At 69.6% G+C, this 19,792-nt stretch carries 16 protein-coding genes; 8 read left to right on the top strand and 8 right to left on the bottom strand.

Annotation, left to right across the window (positions count from 1 at the left end):
* Positions 1-14: 14 nt before the first annotated feature.
* Positions 15-821 (bottom strand): class I SAM-dependent methyltransferase, encoded by an 807-nt coding sequence (locus JNO54_RS10075; RefSeq protein WP_204143783.1) that lies wholly within the window; start codon positions 819-821, stop codon positions 15-17.
* 172 nt (positions 822-993) lie between these two features.
* On the opposite strand from JNO54_RS10075, the gene rpsA reads away from it, so the two are divergent.
* The 5 genes from rpsA to JNO54_RS10050 all read left to right on the top strand — a co-directional run bounded on the left by rpsA (position 994) and on the right by JNO54_RS10050 (position 7,474).
* The gene (gene rpsA, locus JNO54_RS10070) at positions 994-2,487 is read left to right on the top strand and encodes a 30S ribosomal protein S1 (RefSeq protein ID WP_204143782.1); all 1,494 of its coding nucleotides are present in this window, start codon (positions 994-996) and stop codon (positions 2,485-2,487) included.
* A gap of 74 nt (positions 2,488-2,561) precedes the next feature.
* A complete protein-coding gene (gene coaE / locus JNO54_RS10065) occupies positions 2,562-3,758 on the top strand; it encodes a dephospho-CoA kinase (protein WP_204143781.1) in 1,197 nt (398 codons plus the stop codon).
* A complete protein-coding gene (locus JNO54_RS10060) occupies positions 3,758-4,108 on the top strand; it encodes a hypothetical protein (protein ID WP_204143780.1) in 351 nt (116 codons plus the stop codon). The genes coaE and JNO54_RS10060 overlap by 1 nt, the downstream gene beginning before the upstream one ends.
* Positions 4,109-4,154: 46 nt before the next feature.
* Complete coding sequence (gene uvrB / locus JNO54_RS10055) at positions 4,155-6,242, top strand: excinuclease ABC subunit UvrB (RefSeq protein ID WP_204143779.1); 2,088 nt, start codon at positions 4,155-4,157, stop codon at positions 6,240-6,242.
* A 251-nt stretch (positions 6,243-6,493) separates the two neighbouring features.
* Positions 6,494-7,474 (top strand): TerC family protein, encoded by a 981-nt coding sequence (locus JNO54_RS10050; RefSeq protein WP_204144657.1) that lies wholly within the window; start codon positions 6,494-6,496, stop codon positions 7,472-7,474.
* Positions 7,475-7,481: 7 nt separating this feature from the next.
* Here JNO54_RS10050 and JNO54_RS10045 read toward each other — a convergent pair whose 3' ends face one another.
* Positions 7,482-8,366, bottom strand: coding sequence for an EamA family transporter (locus JNO54_RS10045; RefSeq protein ID WP_204143778.1), 885 nt, complete (start codon positions 8,364-8,366; stop codon positions 7,482-7,484).
* Positions 8,363-9,046 (bottom strand): MBL fold metallo-hydrolase, encoded by a 684-nt coding sequence (locus JNO54_RS10040; protein ID WP_204143777.1) that lies wholly within the window; start codon positions 9,044-9,046, stop codon positions 8,363-8,365. The genes JNO54_RS10045 and JNO54_RS10040 overlap by 4 nt, the downstream gene beginning before the upstream one ends.
* On the opposite strand from JNO54_RS10040, the gene uvrA reads away from it, so the two are divergent.
* On the top strand, positions 9,045-12,290 hold the full coding sequence (gene uvrA / locus JNO54_RS10035) for an excinuclease ABC subunit UvrA (protein WP_204143776.1): 3,246 nt from the start codon (positions 9,045-9,047) through the stop codon (positions 12,288-12,290). The genes JNO54_RS10040 and uvrA overlap by 2 nt on opposite strands.
* Before the next feature lie 70 nt (positions 12,291-12,360).
* Here uvrA and JNO54_RS10030 read toward each other — a convergent pair whose 3' ends face one another.
* The 5 genes from JNO54_RS10030 to JNO54_RS10010 form a co-directional block, all read right to left on the bottom strand.
* Complete coding sequence (locus JNO54_RS10030; RefSeq protein WP_204143775.1) at positions 12,361-13,074, bottom strand: ABC transporter ATP-binding protein; 714 nt, start codon at positions 13,072-13,074, stop codon at positions 12,361-12,363.
* Positions 13,071-13,982 carry an ABC transporter ATP-binding protein gene (locus JNO54_RS10025; RefSeq protein WP_233703226.1) on the bottom strand — a complete coding sequence of 304 codons (912 nt, stop codon included), beginning with the start codon at positions 13,980-13,982 and terminating at the stop codon, positions 13,071-13,073. The genes JNO54_RS10030 and JNO54_RS10025 overlap by 4 nt, the downstream gene beginning before the upstream one ends.
* Positions 13,979-15,682: a branched-chain amino acid ABC transporter permease gene (locus JNO54_RS10020; protein ID WP_204143774.1), complete on the bottom strand. Its 1,704-nt coding sequence runs from the start codon at positions 15,680-15,682 to the stop codon at positions 13,979-13,981. Before JNO54_RS10020 ends, JNO54_RS10025 begins: the two co-directional genes overlap by 4 nt.
* Entirely contained in the window at positions 15,679-16,644 is a 966-nt protein-coding gene (locus tag JNO54_RS10015; protein ID WP_204143773.1) for a branched-chain amino acid ABC transporter permease, read from the bottom strand. Before JNO54_RS10015 ends, JNO54_RS10020 begins: the two co-directional genes overlap by 4 nt.
* 136 nt (positions 16,645-16,780) lie before the next feature.
* A complete protein-coding gene (locus tag JNO54_RS10010; protein WP_307818158.1) occupies positions 16,781-18,016 on the bottom strand; it encodes a branched-chain amino acid ABC transporter substrate-binding protein in 1,236 nt (411 codons plus the stop codon).
* Positions 18,017-18,197: 181 nt separating this feature from the next.
* On the opposite strand from JNO54_RS10010, the gene JNO54_RS10005 reads away from it, so the two are divergent.
* Both JNO54_RS10005 and JNO54_RS10000 read left to right on the top strand, forming a co-directional pair.
* Positions 18,198-18,626 (top strand): QcrA and Rieske domain-containing protein, encoded by a 429-nt coding sequence (locus tag JNO54_RS10005; protein ID WP_204143772.1) that lies wholly within the window; start codon positions 18,198-18,200, stop codon positions 18,624-18,626.
* A 169-nt stretch (positions 18,627-18,795) separates the two neighbouring features.
* Complete coding sequence (locus JNO54_RS10000) at positions 18,796-19,758, top strand: type IV toxin-antitoxin system AbiEi family antitoxin domain-containing protein (RefSeq protein ID WP_204143771.1); 963 nt, start codon at positions 18,796-18,798, stop codon at positions 19,756-19,758.
* Positions 19,759-19,792 lie beyond the last annotated feature (34 nt).

The following is a 19,792-nucleotide window of genomic DNA, read 5'->3' as shown; positions in this document are numbered from 1 at the left end:
CCGGCGGCCGTGATCTACGGCCGCCGGCACACGAAGATCGCCGTGCCCGGGAGGTGCTCTCCCCGCAGCGGCGACCAGCCACCCCACGTCGACGGGTTCCGCTCGGGCCACTCCGGCTCGACGAGGTCCTCGAGGATCAGCCCGGCACCGACGATCTCGCGGACCCGGTCGCCCAGGGTGCGGTGGTGCTCGACGTAGGTCGCCCGCCCTGACGCGTCGGTCTCGACGTACGGGGTGCGGTCGAAGTACGACCCGTGGGCTGTCAGCCCCTCAGGGCCCGGGACGTCGGGGAAGGCCCAGCGCACCGGGTGGCTCGTCGAGAAGGCGACGCGGCCCCCGGGTCGCAGGACCCGGGCGATCTCACGCAGGAGGCCCGCGGAGTCGGCGACGAAGGGGGTCGCGCCGTACGCCGAGACGGCGAGGTCGAAAGAGCCGTCGGCGAAGGGGAGCCGCTGCGCCGGGCACTGGACGAGCGAGGGCCGTGGCCGGCCGGGGGAGCGGTCGTCGATCTCCCGGCCCCTCCGCAGCATCCCGAGGGAGAGGTCGGTCGAGACGACCCGGGCGCCCTGGTCGGCCAGCCAGCGGCCGCCCTGGGCGGCGCCGCCGCCGAACTCCAGGACGACGGAGCCGGCGAGGTCCCGGTCGCCGAGGCAGCGCAGCTCGCGCTCGTGCCATCCCTCCGGCCCCCAGACGAGGTCGCGGTCGCCGAGGAAGGAGCCGTGCTCCACGTAGTAGTCCTGGGACTCCCGGTCCCACCACGCGCGGTTGGCCGCGACGCTCTCCGCGTCGTCGGCCGCCCGCCGGGCCACCCCTTCGCTCATCCGTCCTCCGTCCGGGCCCGCCCGCAGGGGCCGCTTGGTACAGACCCCCCGGGGCCGCTAGGATCGGAGAGCGCTTCGTGTGCCTGTGCATTCTCATGCGCATCGCCACCTGGCCGCAATCGCAGCACAACCTGTCCGCACAACGAACTGTCCGCATCGGAGCTCCTACTACATGACTGCCACCACGGTCTCCCAGACCGCCCCCGAGATCGCTGTCAACGACATCGGTTCTCAGGAAGACCTCCTCGCCGCCATCGACGCGACCATCAAGGACTTCAACGATGGCGACATCGTCGAGGGCTACATCGTCAAGGTCGACCGCGACGAGGTCCTTCTCGACATCGGCTACAAGACCGAGGGTGTCATCCCCTCGCGCGAGCTGAGCATCAAGCACGACGTCGACCCGGGCGAGGTCGTCGCCGTCGGTGACGCCGTCGAGGCCCTCGTCCTCCAGAAGGAGGACAAGGAGGGTCGTCTCATCCTGTCCAAGAAGCGTGCGCAGTACGAGCGCGCCTGGGGCACGATCGAGAAGATCAAGGAGGAGGACGGCGTCGTCACCGGCTCCGTCATCGAGGTCGTCAAGGGTGGTCTCATCCTCGACATCGGCCTGCGTGGCTTCCTCCCGGCCTCCCTCGTCGAGATGCGCCGTGTCCGCGACCTCCAGCCGTACGTCGGCAAGGAGATCGAGGCCAAGATCATCGAGCTCGACAAGAACCGCAACAACGTCGTCCTGTCGCGTCGTGCGTGGCTCGAGCAGACGCAGTCCGAGGTCCGGACCACCTTCCTCAAGGAGCTGCAGAAGGGCCAGGTCCGCTCCGGCGTCGTCTCCTCGATCGTCAACTTCGGTGCGTTCGTGGACCTTGGCGGCGTCGACGGTCTCGTCCACGTCTCCGAGCTGTCCTGGAAGCACATCGACCACCCGGGTGAGGTCGTCGAGGTCGGCGACGAGGTCACCGTCGAGGTGCTCGACGTCGACATGGACCGCGAGCGCGTCTCCCTCTCGCTCAAGGCGACGCAGGAGGACCCGTGGCAGCACTTCGCCCGGACCCACGCGATCGGTCAGGTCGTCCCGGGCAAGGTCACCAAGCTCGTCCCCTTCGGTGCGTTCGTGCGCGTCGAGGACGGCATCGAGGGCCTCGTCCACATCTCCGAGCTGGCCGAGCGCCACGTGGAGCTGCCGGAGCAGGTCGTCACCGTCGGCACCGAGATCTTCGTCAAGGTCATCGACATCGACCTCGAGCGTCGCCGCATCTCGCTGAGCCTCAAGCAGGCCAACGAGGACGGTGCGAACCTCACCGAGTTCGACCCGACGCTCTACGGCATGGCCGCCGAGTACGACGAGAAGGGGAACTACAAGTACCCCGAGGGCTTCGACCCGGAGACCAACGAGTGGCTCGAGGGCTACGAGGCGCAGCGGGAGGCGTGGGAGAAGCAGTACGCCGACGCGCACGCCCGCTGGGAGGCGCACCGCGCGCAGGTCGAGAAGTCGGCCGCCGAGGACGCCGCTGCCGCCGAGTCCGGCGACTCGGGTGTCTCGGTCAGCTCGTACTCGAGCGACACCAGCTCGTCGAGCAGCTCCTCCACCCCGTCGGCCCCGGCCTCCGAGGGCACGCTCGCCTCGGACGAGGCGCTGGCCGCCCTGCGGGAGAAGCTCACGGGCAACTGATCCTCGGATCACCCTCGAAGGGGTCCGCACCGGTCATCGGTGCGGGCCCCTTCGTCGTTGCCTAGGGTGTGCCCATGCTGCATCTCGGACTCACCGGAGGCATCGGGTCGGGCAAGTCGACGGTCGCCGCGCGGCTGCGTGAGCTCGGTGCCGTGGTCCTCGACGCCGACGCGATCGCCCGGGAGGTCGTGGCGGAGGGGGAGCCGGCGCTGGCGCGGATCGCGGAGCGTTTCGGCACGGACCTGCTGACGGCCGACGGTGAGCTGGACCGGCCGGCCCTCGGCCGGGTGGTCTTCGGCGACCCGGCGGCGCTGCGCGACCTCGAGGAGATCACGCACCCGGCGATCTGGGAGCGCACGGCTCGGCTGCGCGAGGAGGCGCGCGCCGCCGGCAGCCGCGTGCTCGTCCACGACATGCCGCTGCTCGTCGAGAAGTCGATGGGGGCGGAGTACCACCTCGTCCTCGTCGTCGACACGGACGTCGAGACCCGCGTGCGTCGGCTCGTCGAGCACCGGGGGATCCCCGAGGAGGACGCCCGCGCGCGGATGCGGGCGCAGGTGAGCGACACGGAGCGGCGGGCCGCCGCCGACATCGTCGTCGACAACAACGGCACGCCGGACGAGACGCTCGCCCAGGTCGACCGGCTGTGGACCGAGCGGCTCACCCCCTTCGCCGACAACCTCGCGGCCGGCCGGCGGGCCGCCCGACCGGCGGAGGTGACCCTCGTCGACCCGGACGCGGCCTGGCCCGAGACGGCGGAGCGGCTGATCGCCCGGATCCGGCACGGGCTGGGGGAGCGGGTCGTCACCGCGGACCACGTCGGGTCGACCGCGGTCACCGGGCTCGTCGCGAAGGACGTCATCGACCTCCAGCTCGGGGTGGCGTCGATGGCGGAGGCCGACGACCCGGAGCTCGTCGAGGCGCTGGCGGCCCTGGGGTACCCGCGCAGCGCCCACATCGACCGCGACGAGAGCAAGGACGGCTCGCTCTGGCCGAAGCGCTTCCACACGTCGGCCGACCCGGGGCGCATGGTGCACCTCCATGTCCGCGAGGTCGGCTCGCCGGGCTGGCGCTGGGCGCTGCTCTTCCGCGACTGGCTGCGGGCGGAGGGCCCGGCCCGCGCCGACTATGCGGCCCTCAAGGAGCGAGCCGTCGCCGAGCACCCCCGGTGGGAGGAGTACGCCGAGGCCAAGGAGCCGTGGTTCGCCGAGATCGAGGGCCGCGCCCAGGCGTGGGCGGACAGCACCGGCTGGGCGCCAGGGCACGGCTGATGCCGTCCTACCGTGTCGCGATCGACGTCCACGCCACGCGTCCGGGAGTCTCGCCGCCGTCGGTCCTGCCGACCGCCGAGGAGATCCTCGCGCGGACCCACCGGGTCGAGGACCGCTCTGTCGAGCTCGTCCGGATGCAGCCGCAGATCCACCTGCGCTTCCTCGTCGAGCCGACGAGCGACGTCGAGGAGGACGACGAGGCCGAAGGGGTGGTCCGTCGCCTCGTCGCGGACCTCGGGGCGTACGCGAGCCTGGGGTCGTGGACCCTGCGGCGCGGCCCCGGCGGGCACTGGCGCACGATCCGCGGGGGCACGGCGCCCGCGGGGCCGGACTTCCCGGTCGAGTTCTGAGGGGCCGGGGAATACCGCTGTCGGTGCCCGGCCTTAGGTTGGGCGTATGCGTCCGGTGACAGATCTGCAGCGCACGGTGGCCCCCTTCGACGTGGTCTCCGACTTCGAGCCTGCCGGTGACCAGCCGGCGGCCATCGCCGAGCTGGCGCGGCGGGTCAACGCGGGGGAGCAGGACATCGTCCTCCTCGGCGCCACCGGCACCGGCAAGTCGGCGACGACGGCCTGGCTCATCGAGCAGATCCAGCGGCCGACGCTCGTCATGGCGCCCAACAAGACGCTGGCCGCCCAGCTGGCCAACGAGTTCCGCGAGCTGCTGCCCAACAACGCGGTCGAGTACTTCGTCAGCTACTACGACTACTACCAGCCCGAGGCCTACGTCCCGCAGTCGGACACCTACATCGAGAAGGACAGCTCGGTCAACGAGGAGGTCGAGCGGCTGCGGCACTCGGCGACCAACAGCCTGCTCACCCGGCGTGACGTCGTCGTCGTCGCGTCCGTCTCCTGCATCTACGGCCTCGGCACCCCGCAGGAGTACGTCGACCGGATGGTGCGGCTGAGCGTCGGCGACGAGGTCGACCGCGACACCCTGCTGCGCCAGTTCGTCACGATGCAGTACACCCGCAACGACCTCGCCTTCACCCGAGGCACCTTCCGGGTCCGGGGCGACACCATCGAGATCATCCCGGTCTACGAGGAGCACGCGCTCCGCATCGAGCTCTTCGGCGACGAGATCGAGCGGATCTACACGCTGCACCCGCTGACCGGCGAGGTGGTCCGCGAGGAGCAGGAGATGTACGTCTTCCCCGCGACCCACTACGTCGCCGGCCCGGAGCGGATGGAGCGGGCGATCGCCGGCATCGAGTCCGAGCTCGAGCAGCAGCTCGCGCTCTTCGAGAGCCAGGGCAAGCTGCTCGAGGCCCAGCGGCTGCGCATGCGCACGACGTACGACATCGAGATGATGCGCCAGGTCGGGAGCTGCTCGGGGATCGAGAACTACTCGATGCACATCGACGGCCGGCTCCCGGGCTCGGCGCCGAACTGCCTGCTCGACTACTTCCCCGAGGACTTCGTCCTCGTCATCGACGAGTCGCACGTCACCGTCCCCCAGATCGGGGCGATGTACGAGGGCGACGCCTCGCGCAAGCGCACGCTCGTCGACCACGGCTTCCGGCTGCCGAGCGCCATGGACAACCGGCCGCTGACCTGGGAGGAGTTCCTCGAGCGGACCGGGCAGACGGTCTACCTCTCGGCGACGCCCGGCGACTACGAGATGGCCAAGAGCGACGGCTTCGTCGAGCAGATCATCCGCCCGACCGGCCTCATCGACCCGGAGATCGTCCTCAAGCCGACGAAGGGGCAGATCGACGACCTGCTCCACGAGATCCGCATCCGCGCCGAGCGCGACGAGCGTGTCCTCGTGACGACCCTGACGAAGAAGATGGCCGAGGACCTCACCGACTACCTCCTCGACAAGGGGGTGCGGGTCCGATACCTGCACAGCGACATCGACACCCTGCGCCGCGTCGAGCTGCTCCGTGAGCTGCGGCTCGGCGAGTACGACGTCCTCGTCGGTATCAACCTGCTGCGCGAGGGGCTCGACCTGCCGGAGGTCTCGCTCGTGAGCATCCTCGACGCCGACAAGGAGGGCTTCCTGCGCAGCTCCCGCTCGCTCATCCAGACGATCGGCCGCGCGGCCCGCAACGTCTCGGGCCAGGTGCACATGTACGCCGACAACGTCACCGACTCGATGCGCTTCGCCATCGACGAGACCCACCGCCGCCGCGAGAAGCAGCTCGCCTACAACACGGAGCGGGGGATCGACCCGCAGCCGCTGCGCAAGAAGATCGCCGACATCACCGACCTGCTGGGCCGTGAGGACGCCGACACCGACGCGCTCATCGGTTCCGGGCGCACCCAGTCGCGCGGCAAGGGTGGCGGCAAGGCGCCCGTCTCCGGCCCGGCGACCCGCGGTCAGGACATGGCCGCCGGGGAGCTCGCCGACCTCATCCAGGAGCTCACCGGCCAGATGCACCAGGCGGCCACCGACCTGCACTTCGAGCTGGCGGCGCGGCTGCGCGACGAGATCGGTGACCTCAAGAAGGAGCTCCGGCAGATGACCGAGGCGACCCGCTGAGCGGTCGGTTCGTCCTCATCCCCGAATTTCTGAGAGACTCACGCGAGCGGAGGGGAGTATCCCCACGCGGCAACCTCGTCATCACGGCGTAGGCTCCTGCCCGGAGGCCTGCGCCCGGGGTGCCGGCCACCGTCGTGGTGGGAGAGACCTCCGGACACGACGACCCCCTGTCCGGAAGGTGAACCCCACACGTGAACCCGATCCTCGCCAGCGCCCCCGCCATGGCACCGACCATCATCCCCGGCGGCACGATGGACGTGCCGACCTGGGTCTGGCTGCTCACGATGGGCATCGCCGCGGCGGTCCTGGCCTTCGACGTCTTCATGATCGCGCGCAACCCCCACGTGCCCTCCAACAAGGAGGTCGGCACGATCCTCGCGATCTACATCACCGCGGCCGTCCTCTTCGGTGTGGGCATCTGGTACACGGAAGGCAGCACCCTGGCGGGCGAGTTCTACGCCGGGTGGTTGACGGAGTACTCGCTCTCCATCGACAACCTCTTCATCTTCCTGCTCATCATGGCGAAGTTCGGCGTCCCGGGCCGCTACCAGCAGATCGCCCTGATGTGGGGCATCATCATCGCGATCGTCCTGCGCGCCATCTTCATCTTCGTCGGCGCCGCGGCGATCAACCAGTTCTCCTGGGTCTTCTACCTCTTCGGCGCCTTCCTCATCTACACCGCCTTCAAGCTGGCCTTCGAGGGTGATGAGGACGAGGAGTTCGAGGAGAACAAGCTGCTCAAGTGGATGGAGCGGACGGTCCCCTCCACCAAGGAGTGGGGGCCGAAGATCTTCACGAAGGAGAACGGCAAGCGCGTCGCGACCCCGATCTTCTTCGTCATCCTCGCGCTCGGCATGACCGACCTGCTCTTCGCCCTCGACTCGATCCCGGCGATCTACGGCCTGACGCAGGAGCCCTACCTCGTCCTCACGGCCAACCTCTTCGCCCTCATGGGTCTGCGGCAGCTGTACTTCCTCATCGGTGGCCTGCTCAAGAAGCTCGTCTACCTGACGATCGGCCTGGCGGTGCTGCTCGCCTTCATCGGCGTCAAGCTCATCCTGCACGCGCTGCACGAGAACGAGCTGCCCTTCATCAACGGTGGCGAGCACGTCGCCGTCCCGGAGATCCCGATCTCTGTCTCGCTCGGCGCCATCGTCGTCATCCTCGGCATCACGACGATCGCCAGCCTGTGGAAGACGCGCCGCGACAACAGGGCGGGCATCCAGGGCTGACCCCGGCTCAGCCCCCGGTCTCCGTGAGGTCACCGGGGGCGTCGTCCGGGCGCCTCGCGAACCCGAGGACAAGGACGCTCGCGACGACGACGAACGACATGCCGAGCAGCTGCACGCCCGAGAGCACCTGCCCGAGGACGATGAGCCCTGCGAGGGCCGCGACGGCCGGCTCGAGGCTGAGCAGGATCCCGAAGACCGTGGCGCTCAGCCGGCGCAGGGCCATGAGCTCGAGGGAGTACGGCAGCACCGAGCTGAGGACCGCGATACCGAGCCCCTTCGCCAGGTGCTCGGTGCTCACGTTCTCCCAGCCGGCGAGGCCGGCCGGCAGCACGACGGCCACGGCGACGATCATCGCCAGGGTGAGCCCGTCGAGCTTCTCGAAGGCCGAGCCGGTGCGGGCGGAGAAGACGATGTACGAGGCCCAGAAGGCGCCGGCGAGCAGCGCGAGCCCGATCCCCTCGAGGCTCAGCTCGGAGAGCGGGGTCTGGGTGATCTCGGAGACGAGCACGACCCCTCCGGCCGCCGCGATGACGGCGGCGATGTCACGGGGGCGCCGCGAGCCCCAGGCCGCGAGCAGCAGCGGCCCGATGAACTCGAGGGTGACGGCGACCCCGATCGGCAGGTGCGCGAGCGAGGCGTAGAAGGACCAGTTCATCCCTCCGAGCGCGAGCCCGAAGAGCAGGACCGTCGACCAGGCCTCCCGGGTGTGCCCGCGCAGCCGGGGCCGGGCGATGAGCAGCATGATGCCGGCCGCGAAGAGCAGCCGGACGAGCACCGAGGCACCGGCCCCGATCTCGGGGACGAGCGTCGCCGCGAGGGCGCCGCCGAACTGGACGGAGACGACCCCGCCGAGGACGAGGAGAGGCGCCGGGACGAGGTCGGCGCGGCTCACCAGCCCCGCTCGCGCCACTCGTCGAGATGGGGGCGCTCGGCGCCGATGGTCGAGTCCGCGCCGTGGCCCGGGTAGAACCACGTGTCGTCGTCATAGACGGCGAAGACCCGCTCGAGCACGTCGCGGTAGAGCGAGTCGAAGCTCTGCCCCTCGTTCTTGGTGTTGCCGACACCGCCGGGGAAGAGCGAGTCACCCGTGAAGAGGTGCGTCGAGCCCTCGGGGTCGCGGTAGGCGAGGGCCACCGACCCGGGCGTGTGGCCCCGGAGGTGGCTCACCTCGAGCTCGATGTCACCGCACCGGATCACGTCGCCCTGGACGAGGGTGTGGTCCGGGGCGACGGGCAGCGCCACGGCGTCGTCGGCGCCGGCGTAGGTCTCCGCGCCGGTGACCCGGGCGACCTCGGGCAGGGCCCGGTGGTGGTCCCAGTGCTGATGGGTGGTGACGAGGTGGCCGAGCCGCTCCCCGCCGAGGCGGACGAGGGCGAGGCAGCGCTCGGCGTCGTCGGCCGCGTCGATGAGCAGCTGCTCGCCGGTGGCCCGGCAGGTGAGGAGGTAGACGTTGTTGTGCATGTCCGAGACGGCCATCTTGCGGATCGTCAGCGCCGGGAGCTCCCGGACGTGCACGGGGCCGCCGGGGGCGACCTCGCCGGTGTACTCGTGGACCTGCTGGATCTCGCTCATGGGGCAGACGGTACCGGGCGCGGGGGTCCCGGTCTGTTCAGCGTTGTCGGTGGGCCGACCTACAGTGGAGGATGTGACTTCTGCACCCCGGCACGGCTCCCGCCTGCACGACCAGCTCGTCGTGCGTGGCGCCCGAGAGCACAACCTCAAGGACGTCTCCGTCGAGATCCCGCGCGACAGCCTCGTCGTCTTCACGGGCCTCTCCGGCTCGGGCAAGTCGTCCATGGCCTTCGACACGATCTTCGCGGAGGGGCAGCGTCGCTACGTCGAGTCGCTCTCTGCCTACGCGCGGCAGTTCCTCGGCCAGATGGACAAGCCGGACGTCGACTTCATCGAGGGTCTCTCGCCGGCGGTCTCCATCGACCAGAAGTCGACGAACCGCAACCCGCGCTCGACGGTCGGCACGATCACCGAGGTCTACGACTACCTGCGCCTCCTCTTCGCTCGTGCCGGCCGGCCGCACTGCCCGGTCTGCGGCGAGCCGATCACGCGGCAGAGCCCCCAGCAGATCGTCGACCGTCTGCTCGAGCTGCCCGAGCGGACCCGCTTCCAGGTCCTCGCGCCGGTCGTCCGGGCGCGCAAGGGCGAGTTCGTCGACCTCTTCTCCGAGCTCCAGGCGAAGGGGTACAGCCGCGCCCGGGTGGACGGCCAGGTGGCCAGCCTCACCGAGCCGCCGCAGCTGGAGAAGCAGGTCAAGCACACGATCGACGTCGTCGTCGATCGGCTCGTGGCCAAGGGGCCGGAGGACCGTGCGGCCAAGCGTCGCCTCACCGACTCCGTCGAGACGGCCCTGGGCCTGGCCGGCGGGATCGTCGTCATCGAGTTCGTCGACGTGCCCGAGGACGGCGCCGAGGACGACGGCGGTCGCGCGCACCCGGTCGACGCTCACGGTGAGCCGTTGCCGCGCGAGCGCCGCTACTCCGAGCGGATGGCCTGCCCCAACGACCACCCGATCGGCATGGACGAGGTGGAGCCGCGCTCGTTCTCCTTCAACTCTCCCTTCGGCGCCTGCCCGAAGTGCACCGGCATCGGGACCGAGCTCGAGGTCGACCCCGAGCTCGTCGTGCCCGACGAGGACCTCACCCTCGAGGAGGGGGCGATCGCCCCGTGGGCGGCAGGCACCCAGTCGGCGCAGTACTTCCAGCGGACGATGAGTGCGCTCGGCGACGACCTCGGCTTCGACATGACGACCCCGTGGCGGGCCCTCCCGGAGCGCGCCCGGACGGCCCTGCTCCACGGGCAGAACCACAAGGTCCACGTGCGCTACCGCAACCGCTTCGGCCGGGAGCGGTCGTACTCGACGGGCTTCGAGGGCGCGGTGGCCTTCATCAAGCGCCGGCACAGCGAGACCGACTCCGAGTGGAGCCGGGAGAAGTACCAGGGCTACATGCGCGAGATCCCGTGCCCCGAGTGCGGGGGGACGCGCCTCAAGCCGGAGGCTCTCGCCGTCCTCGTCGGCGGGCGGAGCATCGCCGACGTCGCGTCGCTGTCCATCGCCGAGGCCGCGACCTTCCTCGACACCGTCGACTTCAGCCAGCGCGAGCGCGCCATCGCCGAGCGGGTCATCAAGGAGATCAACGCCCGCCTCGGCTTCCTCCTCGACGTGGGGCTCGACTACCTCTCGCTCTCGCGGGCGGCGGCAACGCTCTCCGGCGGCGAGGCCCAGCGCATCCGGCTCGCGACCCAGATCGGGTCGGGACTCGTCGGTGTGCTCTACGTCCTCGACGAGCCGAGCATCGGCCTGCACCAGCGGGACAACCACCGGCTCATCGAGACCCTCACCCGGCTGCGCGACCTCGGCAACACCCTCATCGTCGTCGAGCACGACGAGGACACCATCGAGACGGCCGACTGGGTCGTCGACATCGGCCCGGGCGCGGGGGAGCACGGTGGTCACATCGTGCACAGCGGCTCGGTCCAGGGTCTGCTCGAGAGCGAGGAGTCGCTCACCGGCAAGTACCTCTCCGGCCGGCTCCAGATCCCGGTCCCCGAGATCCGCCGCCCGCAGCAGCCGGGTCGTGAGGTCGTCGTCAAGGGTGGCCGGGAGAACAACCTCCAGGACGTCGAGGCCGCCTTCCCGCTCGGCAACCTCATCGCGGTCACCGGCGTCTCGGGCTCGGGCAAGTCGACCCTGGTCAACGACATCCTCTACACGGTGCTCGCCAACAAGCTCAACGGTGCCCGTCAGGTACCCGGCCGGCACAAGACCGTGACCGGCCTGGAGCATCTCGACAAGGTCGTCCACGTCGACCAGAGCCCCATCGGGCGCACCCCGCGGTCCAACCCCGCGACGTACACGGGCGTCTTCGACCACGTCCGCCGGCTCTTCGCGGAGACGGAGGAGGCGAAGGTCCGCGGCTACCAGCCCGGCCGGTTCTCCTTCAACGTCAAGGGTGGGCGCTGCGACGCCTGCTCGGGTGACGGCACGATCAAGATCGAGATGAACTTCCTGCCGGACGTCTACGTCCCGTGCGAGGTCTGTCACGGCGGGCGGTACAACCGCGAGACCCTCGAGGTGCACTTCAAGGGCAAGACGATCGCCGACGTCCTCGACATGCCGATCGAGGAGGCGGAGGAGTTCTTCGCCGCGGTGCCGGCCATCGCCCGACACATGAAGACGCTCACCTCGGTCGGCCTGGGCTACGTGCGGCTCGGTCAGCCCGCGACAACGCTCTCTGGTGGCGAGGCGCAGCGGGTCAAGCTCGCCTCCGAGCTGCAGAAGCGCTCGACCGGCCGGACGATCTACGTCCTCGACGAGCCGACGACCGGCCTGCACTTCGAGGACATCCGCAAGCTGCTCCTCGTCCTCCAGGGGCTCGTCGACAAGGGCAACACCGTCATCGTCATCGAGCACAACCTCGACGTCATCAAGAACGCCGACTGGGTCATCGACATGGGCCCCGAGGGCGGTAGCGGGGGAGGACAGGTCATCGCCACAGGGACCCCGGAGACACTCGCGGAGACGCACCGGGAGACGGGCTCGCACACGGGCCGCTTCCTCGAGTCCGTCCTCGCGAAGCACGACCCGGTCGTCGTCGGCGAGCTCGACGAGACCGAGCCGGAGGTGGCAGCCGCACCGCGGAAGCGGGCCGCGGCGAAGAAGGCTCTCGCGAAGAAGACCGCGGCCACCAGGCCGGTGACGAAGAAGCCTGCCGCCAAGAAGGCGGCGGTGAAGAAGGCAGCCGCACCCGAGGTCTCCGCGCGGGCCAAGGCGGCCGCCCGACGGGCCAAGAAGGCCGGCTGACGCCGCCCCGGGCAGACGAAGGGGGGTGACCCGGCGCAGATCCGCCGGGTCACCCCCCTTCCTCGTGGGCTCAGTCCTCGCCGAGGTAGGCCTTGCGGACCTCGTCGCTGTGGAGCAGCTCCTGACCGGTGCCCTCGGTGGCGATCTTGCCGACCTCGAGGACATATCCCTTCGTCGCGAGCTTGAGCGCCGCACGGGCGTTCTGCTCGACGAGGAGGATCGTCGTGCCCTGCTCCTGGAGGGTCGTCACCGTGCTCATGATGCGCTTCATCATGAGCGGGGAGAGACCCATCGACGGCTCGTCGAGCATGAGCAGCTTGGGGCGGCTCATCATCGCGCGGCCCATGGCGAGCATCTGCTGCTCACCGCCGGAGAAGGTGCCCGCCGGCTGCTTGGAGCGCTCCCCGAGGATCGGGAAGAGCTCGTAGGCGGCCTTGAGGTCCTTGCTCACGTCGGAGTCCCGACGGCCGTAGGCGCCGAGGAGGAGGTTCTCCTCGACGGTCATCCGCGGGAAGATCCGTCGGCCCTCGGGGGAGTGCGCCAGGCCGAGACCGACGATCTCGTGCGCCGGGATCGAGCTGATGTCCTTGCCCTGGTAGCGGATCTGGCCACCGGCCGGCCGGATGAGGCCGGAGATCGTCCGTAGCGTCGTCGTCTTGCCGGCGCCGTTGGTGCCGATGAGCGAGACGACCTCGCCCTCGCCGACGGTGAAGGAGATGCCCTTGACCGCCAGGATCTTGCCGTAGGCGACCTTGAGGTTCTCGACCTCGAGCAGCGCGCTCATCGGGCCTCCGTCCCGTCCGTGCCGGGGGCGTCGATCTCGATGCCCTCGGCGTGCAGCACCTCGACGTCCTCCGCGGTGAGCTCGTCGTCGGAGATGTCGTCGTCGGCACCCCCGATGTAGGCCTCGATCACCCGTGGGTCCGACTGCACCTCACCGGGTGTGCCCTCGATGAGCGTCTCGCCGCGGACGAGGCAGAGCACCCGGTCGCAGAGGTTGAAGATGAAGCGCATGTCGTGCTCGATGACGACGACGGCCATGCCGAGGTCCCGGATCCGGAAGATGAGGTGCATGGCCTCCTCCGTCTCCTTGGGGTTCATGCCGGCCGTCGGCTCGTCGAGCAGGATGACCTGCGGGTCGGTGGCCAGGGCCCGGGCGATCTCCAGCTTGCGCTGCTCGCCGTAGGGGAGGTTGCGCGCGAGGCTGTCGGCCTTGTGGTCGAGCCCGACGAAGTCGAGCAGCCGGTGCGCCCTCTCCAGGCTCTCGCTCTCCTCGCGGCGGAACTTCGGGCCACGGAGGATCGAGGTGAGGGCCATCGAGGACGTGCGGCAGTACCGTCCGACCATGACGTTCTCCAACGCCGTCATGTTGTTGAAGAGCCGGATGTTCTGGAACGTCCGGGCCATGCCGGCCGTGACGACCTCGCGCGGCTTGGGCGGCAGGACATTGCCGCCGAGCCGCACGGTGCCGGACGTCGGCTTGTACATGCCGGTGAGGCAGTTGAAGAAGGTCGTCTTGCCCGCTCCGTTGGGCCCGATGAGGCCGAGGATCTCGCCCTCGTGGACCTGGAAGGAGACGTTGTTCACGGCGGTGAGGCCGCCGAACCGCATGACGATGTCCTTGGCCTCGAGGACGACCTCGCCGGTGTCGGCGGGGGAGCCCTGAGGTACCTGGGTCGTGGTGGTGCTCATGGGGCGTCCTCCTCCTTGACGGCCTTCCACTCACCGATCTCGTCGGCGAGCTCTTCGTCGTCCTCGTGGAACTCGAGCTGGCGTCGCTTGTTGGCGACGAGGCCCTCCGGGCGGAAGCGCATCATGAGGACGAGCAGCAGGCCGAAGAGCAGCAGCCGGTACTCGTTGAAGAAGCGCAGCTTCTCCGGCATGAGCTTGAGGATCACCGCGCCGAGGACGACGCCGGCGATCGTGCCCATGCCGCCGAGGACGACCGCGGCCAGCAGGAAGGCGGACTCGAGGAACTGGTACTGGTCAGGTGTCACCGAGGTGTCGTAGTGCGCCTTGACCGTGCCGGCGATACCGGCGAGGAAGGCACCACCGGCGAAGGCGAGCAGCTTGAGCCCGAAGGTGTTGACACCCATGGCCTCGGCGGCCCGCTCGTCCTCACGGATCGCGACCCAGCCACGCCCGATCCGGCTGTTGTTGAGCCGGGCGAAGATGAGCACGATGAGCGCCGTGAGCAGCAGCATGAAGAGGTAGTAGTTCGCTGCCCGGCTCAGCGGGATCCCCGCGATGACGTGGGTCGTCCCGAAGTCGAACCCGAAGAGGTTGAGGTCGGGGATGTTGGTCACGCCGTTCGGGCCGTTGGTGAGATCGGGCCCGTTGTTGCCGTCGAGGTTGAACATCGACAGCCGGAAGATCTCACCGAAGGCCAGCGTCACGATGGCGAGGTAGTCACCGCTGACCCGCAGCGTCGGCGAGCCGACGATGAGGCCGAGGATCGCGGCGAAGATGCCACCGATGAGCGCCGTCACGAGGAAGGGCGGCGTCCAGCCGATCGAGCTCGAGACCGAGCCCGACAGGATCGCCCCGACGTAGGCGCCGGCGCCGAGGAAGGCGATGTAGCCGAGGTCGAGGAGGCCGGCGAGGCCGACGACGATGTTCAGGCCGATCGCGGTCGCGGCGAAGATCAGCACGCCGGTCGCGATCGACATGTTGATCTCGGAGCCGTCCTGGGTGAACGGGAAGAGGAAGGCAGCGGCGAACGCGCCGAGGGTCAGCACGTGCTGGTGACGCTGGGCGGCGGCACCGAGGTAGCTGAAGAAGCCTGCCTTGGCCAGGCCGGTCGCGATGACACCCATCGTCAGGAGGAAGAGGACGAAGACCCACGCGTCCTCCCGTCCGAGCGCGTAGGCCGCGACGGCCAGCGCGAGGGCGCAGACGATGACGATGATCGCGATCTCGACCGTGCTCGGCGCCTTGACGTGGAAGGCCTCGCGCTCGGAGACGACGTGGCGTCCGAGCCAGCCGCCGGCGGCGGTGATCAGACCGCCGACGAGGGCGACCCAGACCCCTTCGTTGGCGTTGATGAGCCCGCCGGTCTGCTGGGTGATCGCGGCGAGGGAGAGGGCCGCGAAGATCGTCGCCCCGATCCCGGTCGCGAGCAGGCCGGGACCGGCGTTGAGCCAGCCGAGGGGCTTGCGCAGGACCGAGCGAGACAGCGCGATGACGAGGGTCGCGGCGCCGATGAGCATCGCGAAGATCTGCAGGGTGACCGGCCAGAAGCGGACGCTGATGTCACCGAAGACCGGCTCGAAGGACCAGGAGAGCAGTCCGGAGACGAGGAGCAGCGCTCCGCCGACGAGGCCGAGGGTGGTGCCAAGGCCGCTGCGGTCGGTCGTCTCGACCTGCTGAGGAGCTGCGGTTGCCGTGCTCATGCGCGGTCCACCACCCTTGCACCGAGGAGGCCCTGGGGCCGGAAGACGAGGATGAGGATGAGGAGGGCGAAGGCCCAGACGTCCTTCCACGACGAGCCGCCGAACTGGTCGAGACCGAAGGGCAGGAGCGTCGTGTACTGGGTGACGAGCGTCTCGACGATCCCGAGGACCAGCCCGCCGACGATCGCGCCCCAGACGTTGCCGATGCCGCCGAGGACAGCGGCGGTGAAGGCCTTGAGACCGGCGATGAAGCCCATCTTGAAGTTGATGTTCGTGTTGAGCAGACCCTGCGCGACGCCGGCGATGGCGGCCAGCGAGGCGCCGATGGCGAAGGCGATGACGATCGTCCGGTCCACGTTGATGCCCATGAGGCGAGCGGTGTCAGGGTCCTGCGAGACGGCCTGCATGCCGCGGCCGGTGCGGGTCTTCGAGATGAAGAACCACAGCGCGATGCCGCAGAGGACGAGCGAGCCGATGGTGAAGACGGCCGCCCGCTGGATCGTCACGCCGAAGATCTCGAGGGCCTCACCGGTGACGAGGTCGACCTGGGGGAAGGGGATCTTCTGCTTCGCCGAGGGGAAGTCGACGCCAGGGATCTTGTCGTAGAAGAGACGGACGAACTCCTGGAGGAAGACGCTGATGCCGATGGCGGTGATGAGCGGGGCGAGGCGCGGTGCGCCGCGCAGCGGCCGGTAGGCCACCCGCTCGGTGAGGACTGCGACACCCACGGAGCAGATCATCGCGCCGATGATCATGATCGGCAGGATCCACAGGGCGGTCTGGCCCTGGAAGAGGATGAGGTAGGTGCTCAGCGCGCCGAAGGCGCCGATCATGAAGATCTCGCCGTGCGCGAAGTTGATGAGCTGGACGATGCCGTAGACGACGGTGTACCCGACGGCGATCAGCGCGTAGAGCGAGCCGATCGTCAGCCCGTTCACGAGCTGCTGCAGGAACAGGTCCACGAGGCCTCCTGGGGTTGTGGAGGGACGGTGGGGGAGGCAGGTGCGCCTCGGCGGTCGCGGTCTGCGACCTGGCTGACGGGGCGGGGGCTGCTGCCCCCGCCCCGTCAACCGGACTGGCGGGCTGGTGCCCGACCGGTCACTTGTCGGTGAACTCCTCGGTGGAGACGTCGGTCCACGCACCGTCCTTGACCTCGTAGGCCGTGAGGATGCGGGTCGTGGTGTCGCCGAACTCGTCGAAGGCGACCTTGCCGGTGGCGCCGTCGAAGGAGACGTCCTTCATCGCGTCGATGGTGGCCTGGCGGGCACCCTCGACGGAGTCGGCGTCCTTGAGGGAGACCTTGATCGCGTTGATGATCGCGTTGGCCGCGTCGTACGACTGCGCGCCGTACGCCTCGTAGGGGTCGGAGTAGCCGCCGGCCTCGTACGCGTCGACGAAGGCCTTCGCGGAGTCGAGCTTCGCGGTCGGCGCGCCGATGGAGGTCGCGAGGTCGCCGTTGGAGGTCTTGCCGGCGAGCTTGACGAACTCCGGCGAGAAGATGCCGTCGCCGCCCATGATCGGGACGTCGAGACCCTGGGCCTTCATCTGCTGGCTCAGCGGGCCGGCCTGCGGGTACTCGCCGCCGTAGTAGACCGCCTTCGGGTTCTTGGCCTTGACGGAGGTGACGACGGCGTCGTACTTGTCGTCGTCGGGGTTGATCGTCTCGGCGGCGACGATCTTGCCGCCGAGCTTCTCGTACTCCTCCGTGAACGACTCGACGAGACCCTGGCCGTAGGCCTTCTTGTCGTGGATCGTCGCGACCTCCTTGATGCCGGCCTTCTCGAAGAGGTAGCGGGCGGCGAAGGGGCCCTGGATGGCGTCCGTCGTGCAGGTGCGGAAGTAGTTGGCGTAGGGGCGCTGCGGGTTCTCGGTGTCCTCGCCCTTCGTCAGGGAGACACCGGTGTTGGCCGGGGAGACCTGGACGATCTTGGCGGTGTTGAGGACCGGGGCGACGGTGCCCGCCACGGAGGAGTTCAGGGTGCCGACGACGCCGATGACGTCCTTGTCGCCCGCGAGCTTCGAGGCGGCGTTCTTGCCGACGTCGGGGTTGGCCTGGTCGTCCTCGGCCGCGATCTCGATCTTCCAGCCGTCGAGGTCACCCGACTCGTTGGCCTGCTTGATCGCGAGGTCGACCGAGTTCTCGATGCCCTTGCCGAGGGCCGAGAGGTCGCCGGAGAGCGGGGCGATGACGCCGATCTTGACGACCTTGTCGTCGCCGCCAGCGGAGCCGCCGGAGCCGCCGTCGCTGTCGTCGCCGCGGGTGCCGCAGGCCGACAAGGTCAGGGAGGTAGCGAGGAGCAGGGCCCCCGCAGAGATGACGGAACGCTTGGACACGTTTCCTCCTGGTGAAGATTTGCCGGGCACGGGACCCGCGATCCACGAGATCTGTCGTGGGCTGACCGAAAGATAGACCGGGACCGCGTTAGGTCGGGAGACCCAGGTCACTCCGTGTCCCAACGGTTACCAAACCCCTCCCGGACCTCGTCGGCCGGCGGTCGGGTGGCACGATCGAGGCATGACTGCTGAGGACAACCAGGTCCGCACTCCCAGCCCCTCCGGACTGACCCGTCGGGGCGCCCTCGTCGCCCCGGCCGTCGTGGTCGGCGGCGGGCTCCCCCTCGCCGGCTGCGGCGGGGGCGGGAGCGACTCCGGTGCATCCGCGGGACGTGTCGAGCTCGCGGTCGCCGACGTTCCGGTGGGCGGTGGCGTCGTCCGCGACGGGGTCGTCGTCACCCAGCCGACGCAGGGAGAGTTCCACGCCTTCGACGCCCGGTGTCCCCACCAGGGCTGCGCGGTGAACCAGGTCGACGAGACCGCGATCCACTGCCCGTGCCACGGGAGCACCTTCGACCCGACCTCCGGCGAGCGGACCGCTGGCCCCGCCGCGGAGGGTCTCGGTGCCAAGGAGGTCGCCGTCGACGGCGACACCCTGACGGTCACCTGACCTTTATCGGACAACCCGATAAAGGGGCCCGTCACCAGACAAAGGTTCTCGGGTTCGAGGAACTTTCCCGGGCGTGGCGTTGTCCACGGGGCAGGGGGCGGACTTCCCTTCGTCCACAGCCCTCGCGAAGGGGGGGACGCGCCGGGTTGGTCCGGGGTGGGGTCGGCCCATGAGTGATCTCACATCGCTGCTCGAGCTGGCCGCCGCCCAGGGCGGCGTCGTCACGACCGCACAAGCCCGAGCTCTGGGCTGGACTCGTCGCGCACTGCTCGAGGCAGTGACCCGCAAGGAGCTGCTGCACCTGTGCCGGAGCGTCTACGCGGACCCGGGACGGCTGCCCGACGGGATGCCGAAGGGGTTGGCCCAGGCGGAGCGGCATCGCCTCCTGTGCCGCGGGCTGCTGCTCGTGTACCCGGACGCGGTGCTGGCCGCGTGCTCCGCGGCGGTGGCGCACGGGCTCCCGACCTTTACCCGGACGCTGAGCAGGTGCCGGCTCGAACGACCGCTCAAGCACCAGGTAGACACGCTCGCCGCCTGTCTCCGTCCTCGCTCCGGCGAGACCACGGTGATGACGGAGCTGGGTCCCACGGTGCCGGTTGCTCGCGCGGTGGCACAGATCGCCTGCATCGACGGGATGACGGCCGGCGTGGTCGCGGGCGATGCGGCACTCCACGACGAGCTCGTGAGCCTCGCCGACATCCAGGCCGTCGTGGACGAGCTCTGCGGACAACCCGGCAGCGCGGCGGCGGTCGCCATGCTCAGCCACCTCGACGGTCGGTCCGAGTCGATGGGCGAGAGCCGGGTCAGGGTGCTGTGCAACGCGTCAGGGATCGAGGTCATCCCGCAGTTCGTCATCGAGGACGAGCTCGAGAGGTTCGTGGGCCGGGTGGACCTCAAGGTCAAGGGGGCGATGGTGGTCATCGAGTTCGACGGCGAGATCAAGTACGGCAAGGACACGGACGCGGTCACAGCCGTCCTCTCCGAGAAGAAGCGTGAGGAGCGGATCCGCGACCTCGGCTACACCGTCGTCCGGGTCACGTGGTCGGACCTGCACAACCCCACGGCGCTGCTGGCCCGGATCCGGGCCGCCATCGCGAGGGCCGGCAAGGCCCCTTCGCCCCTGGCCGGCTGACCCCTTCGCCCCACAGCCGGGCTCCACCCGACAA

Source organism: Janibacter endophyticus, assembly GCF_016888335.1.
Taxonomy (GTDB): domain Bacteria; phylum Actinomycetota; class Actinomycetes; order Actinomycetales; family Dermatophilaceae; genus Marihabitans; species Marihabitans endophyticum.
This window is presented reverse-complemented; position numbering and strand designations above follow the sequence as displayed.

Bases quoted from the DNA above. Each gene is read 5' to 3' on its own strand.
- JNO54_RS10075 (WP_204143783.1), bottom strand. From the start codon at position 821: ATGAGCGAAGGGGTGGCCCGGCGGGCGGCCGACGACGCGGAGAGCGTC.
- rpsA (WP_204143782.1), top strand. From the start codon at position 994: ATGACTGCCACCACGGTCTCCCAGACCGCCCCCGAGATCGCTGTCAAC.
- coaE (WP_204143781.1), top strand. From the start codon at position 2,562: ATGCTGCATCTCGGACTCACCGGAGGCATCGGGTCGGGCAAGTCGACG.
- JNO54_RS10060 (WP_204143780.1), top strand. From the start codon at position 3,758: ATGCCGTCCTACCGTGTCGCGATCGACGTCCACGCCACGCGTCCGGGA.
- uvrB (WP_204143779.1), top strand. From the start codon at position 4,155: ATGCGTCCGGTGACAGATCTGCAGCGCACGGTGGCCCCCTTCGACGTG.
- JNO54_RS10050 (WP_204144657.1), top strand. From the start codon at position 6,494: ATGGACGTGCCGACCTGGGTCTGGCTGCTCACGATGGGCATCGCCGCG.
- uvrA (WP_204143776.1), top strand. From the start codon at position 9,045: ATGGGGCAGACGGTACCGGGCGCGGGGGTCCCGGTCTGTTCAGCGTTG.
- JNO54_RS10040 (WP_204143777.1), bottom strand. From the start codon at position 9,046: ATGAGCGAGATCCAGCAGGTCCACGAGTACACCGGCGAGGTCGCCCCC.
- JNO54_RS10030 (WP_204143775.1), bottom strand. From the start codon at position 13,074: ATGAGCGCGCTGCTCGAGGTCGAGAACCTCAAGGTCGCCTACGGCAAG.
- JNO54_RS10025 (WP_233703226.1), bottom strand. From the start codon at position 13,982: ATGAGCACCACCACGACCCAGGTACCTCAGGGCTCCCCCGCCGACACC.
- JNO54_RS10020 (WP_204143774.1), bottom strand. From the start codon at position 15,682: ATGAGCACGGCAACCGCAGCTCCTCAGCAGGTCGAGACGACCGACCGC.
- JNO54_RS10005 (WP_204143772.1), top strand. From the start codon at position 18,198: ATGACTGCTGAGGACAACCAGGTCCGCACTCCCAGCCCCTCCGGACTG.
- JNO54_RS10000 (WP_204143771.1), top strand. From the start codon at position 18,796: ATGAGTGATCTCACATCGCTGCTCGAGCTGGCCGCCGCCCAGGGCGGC.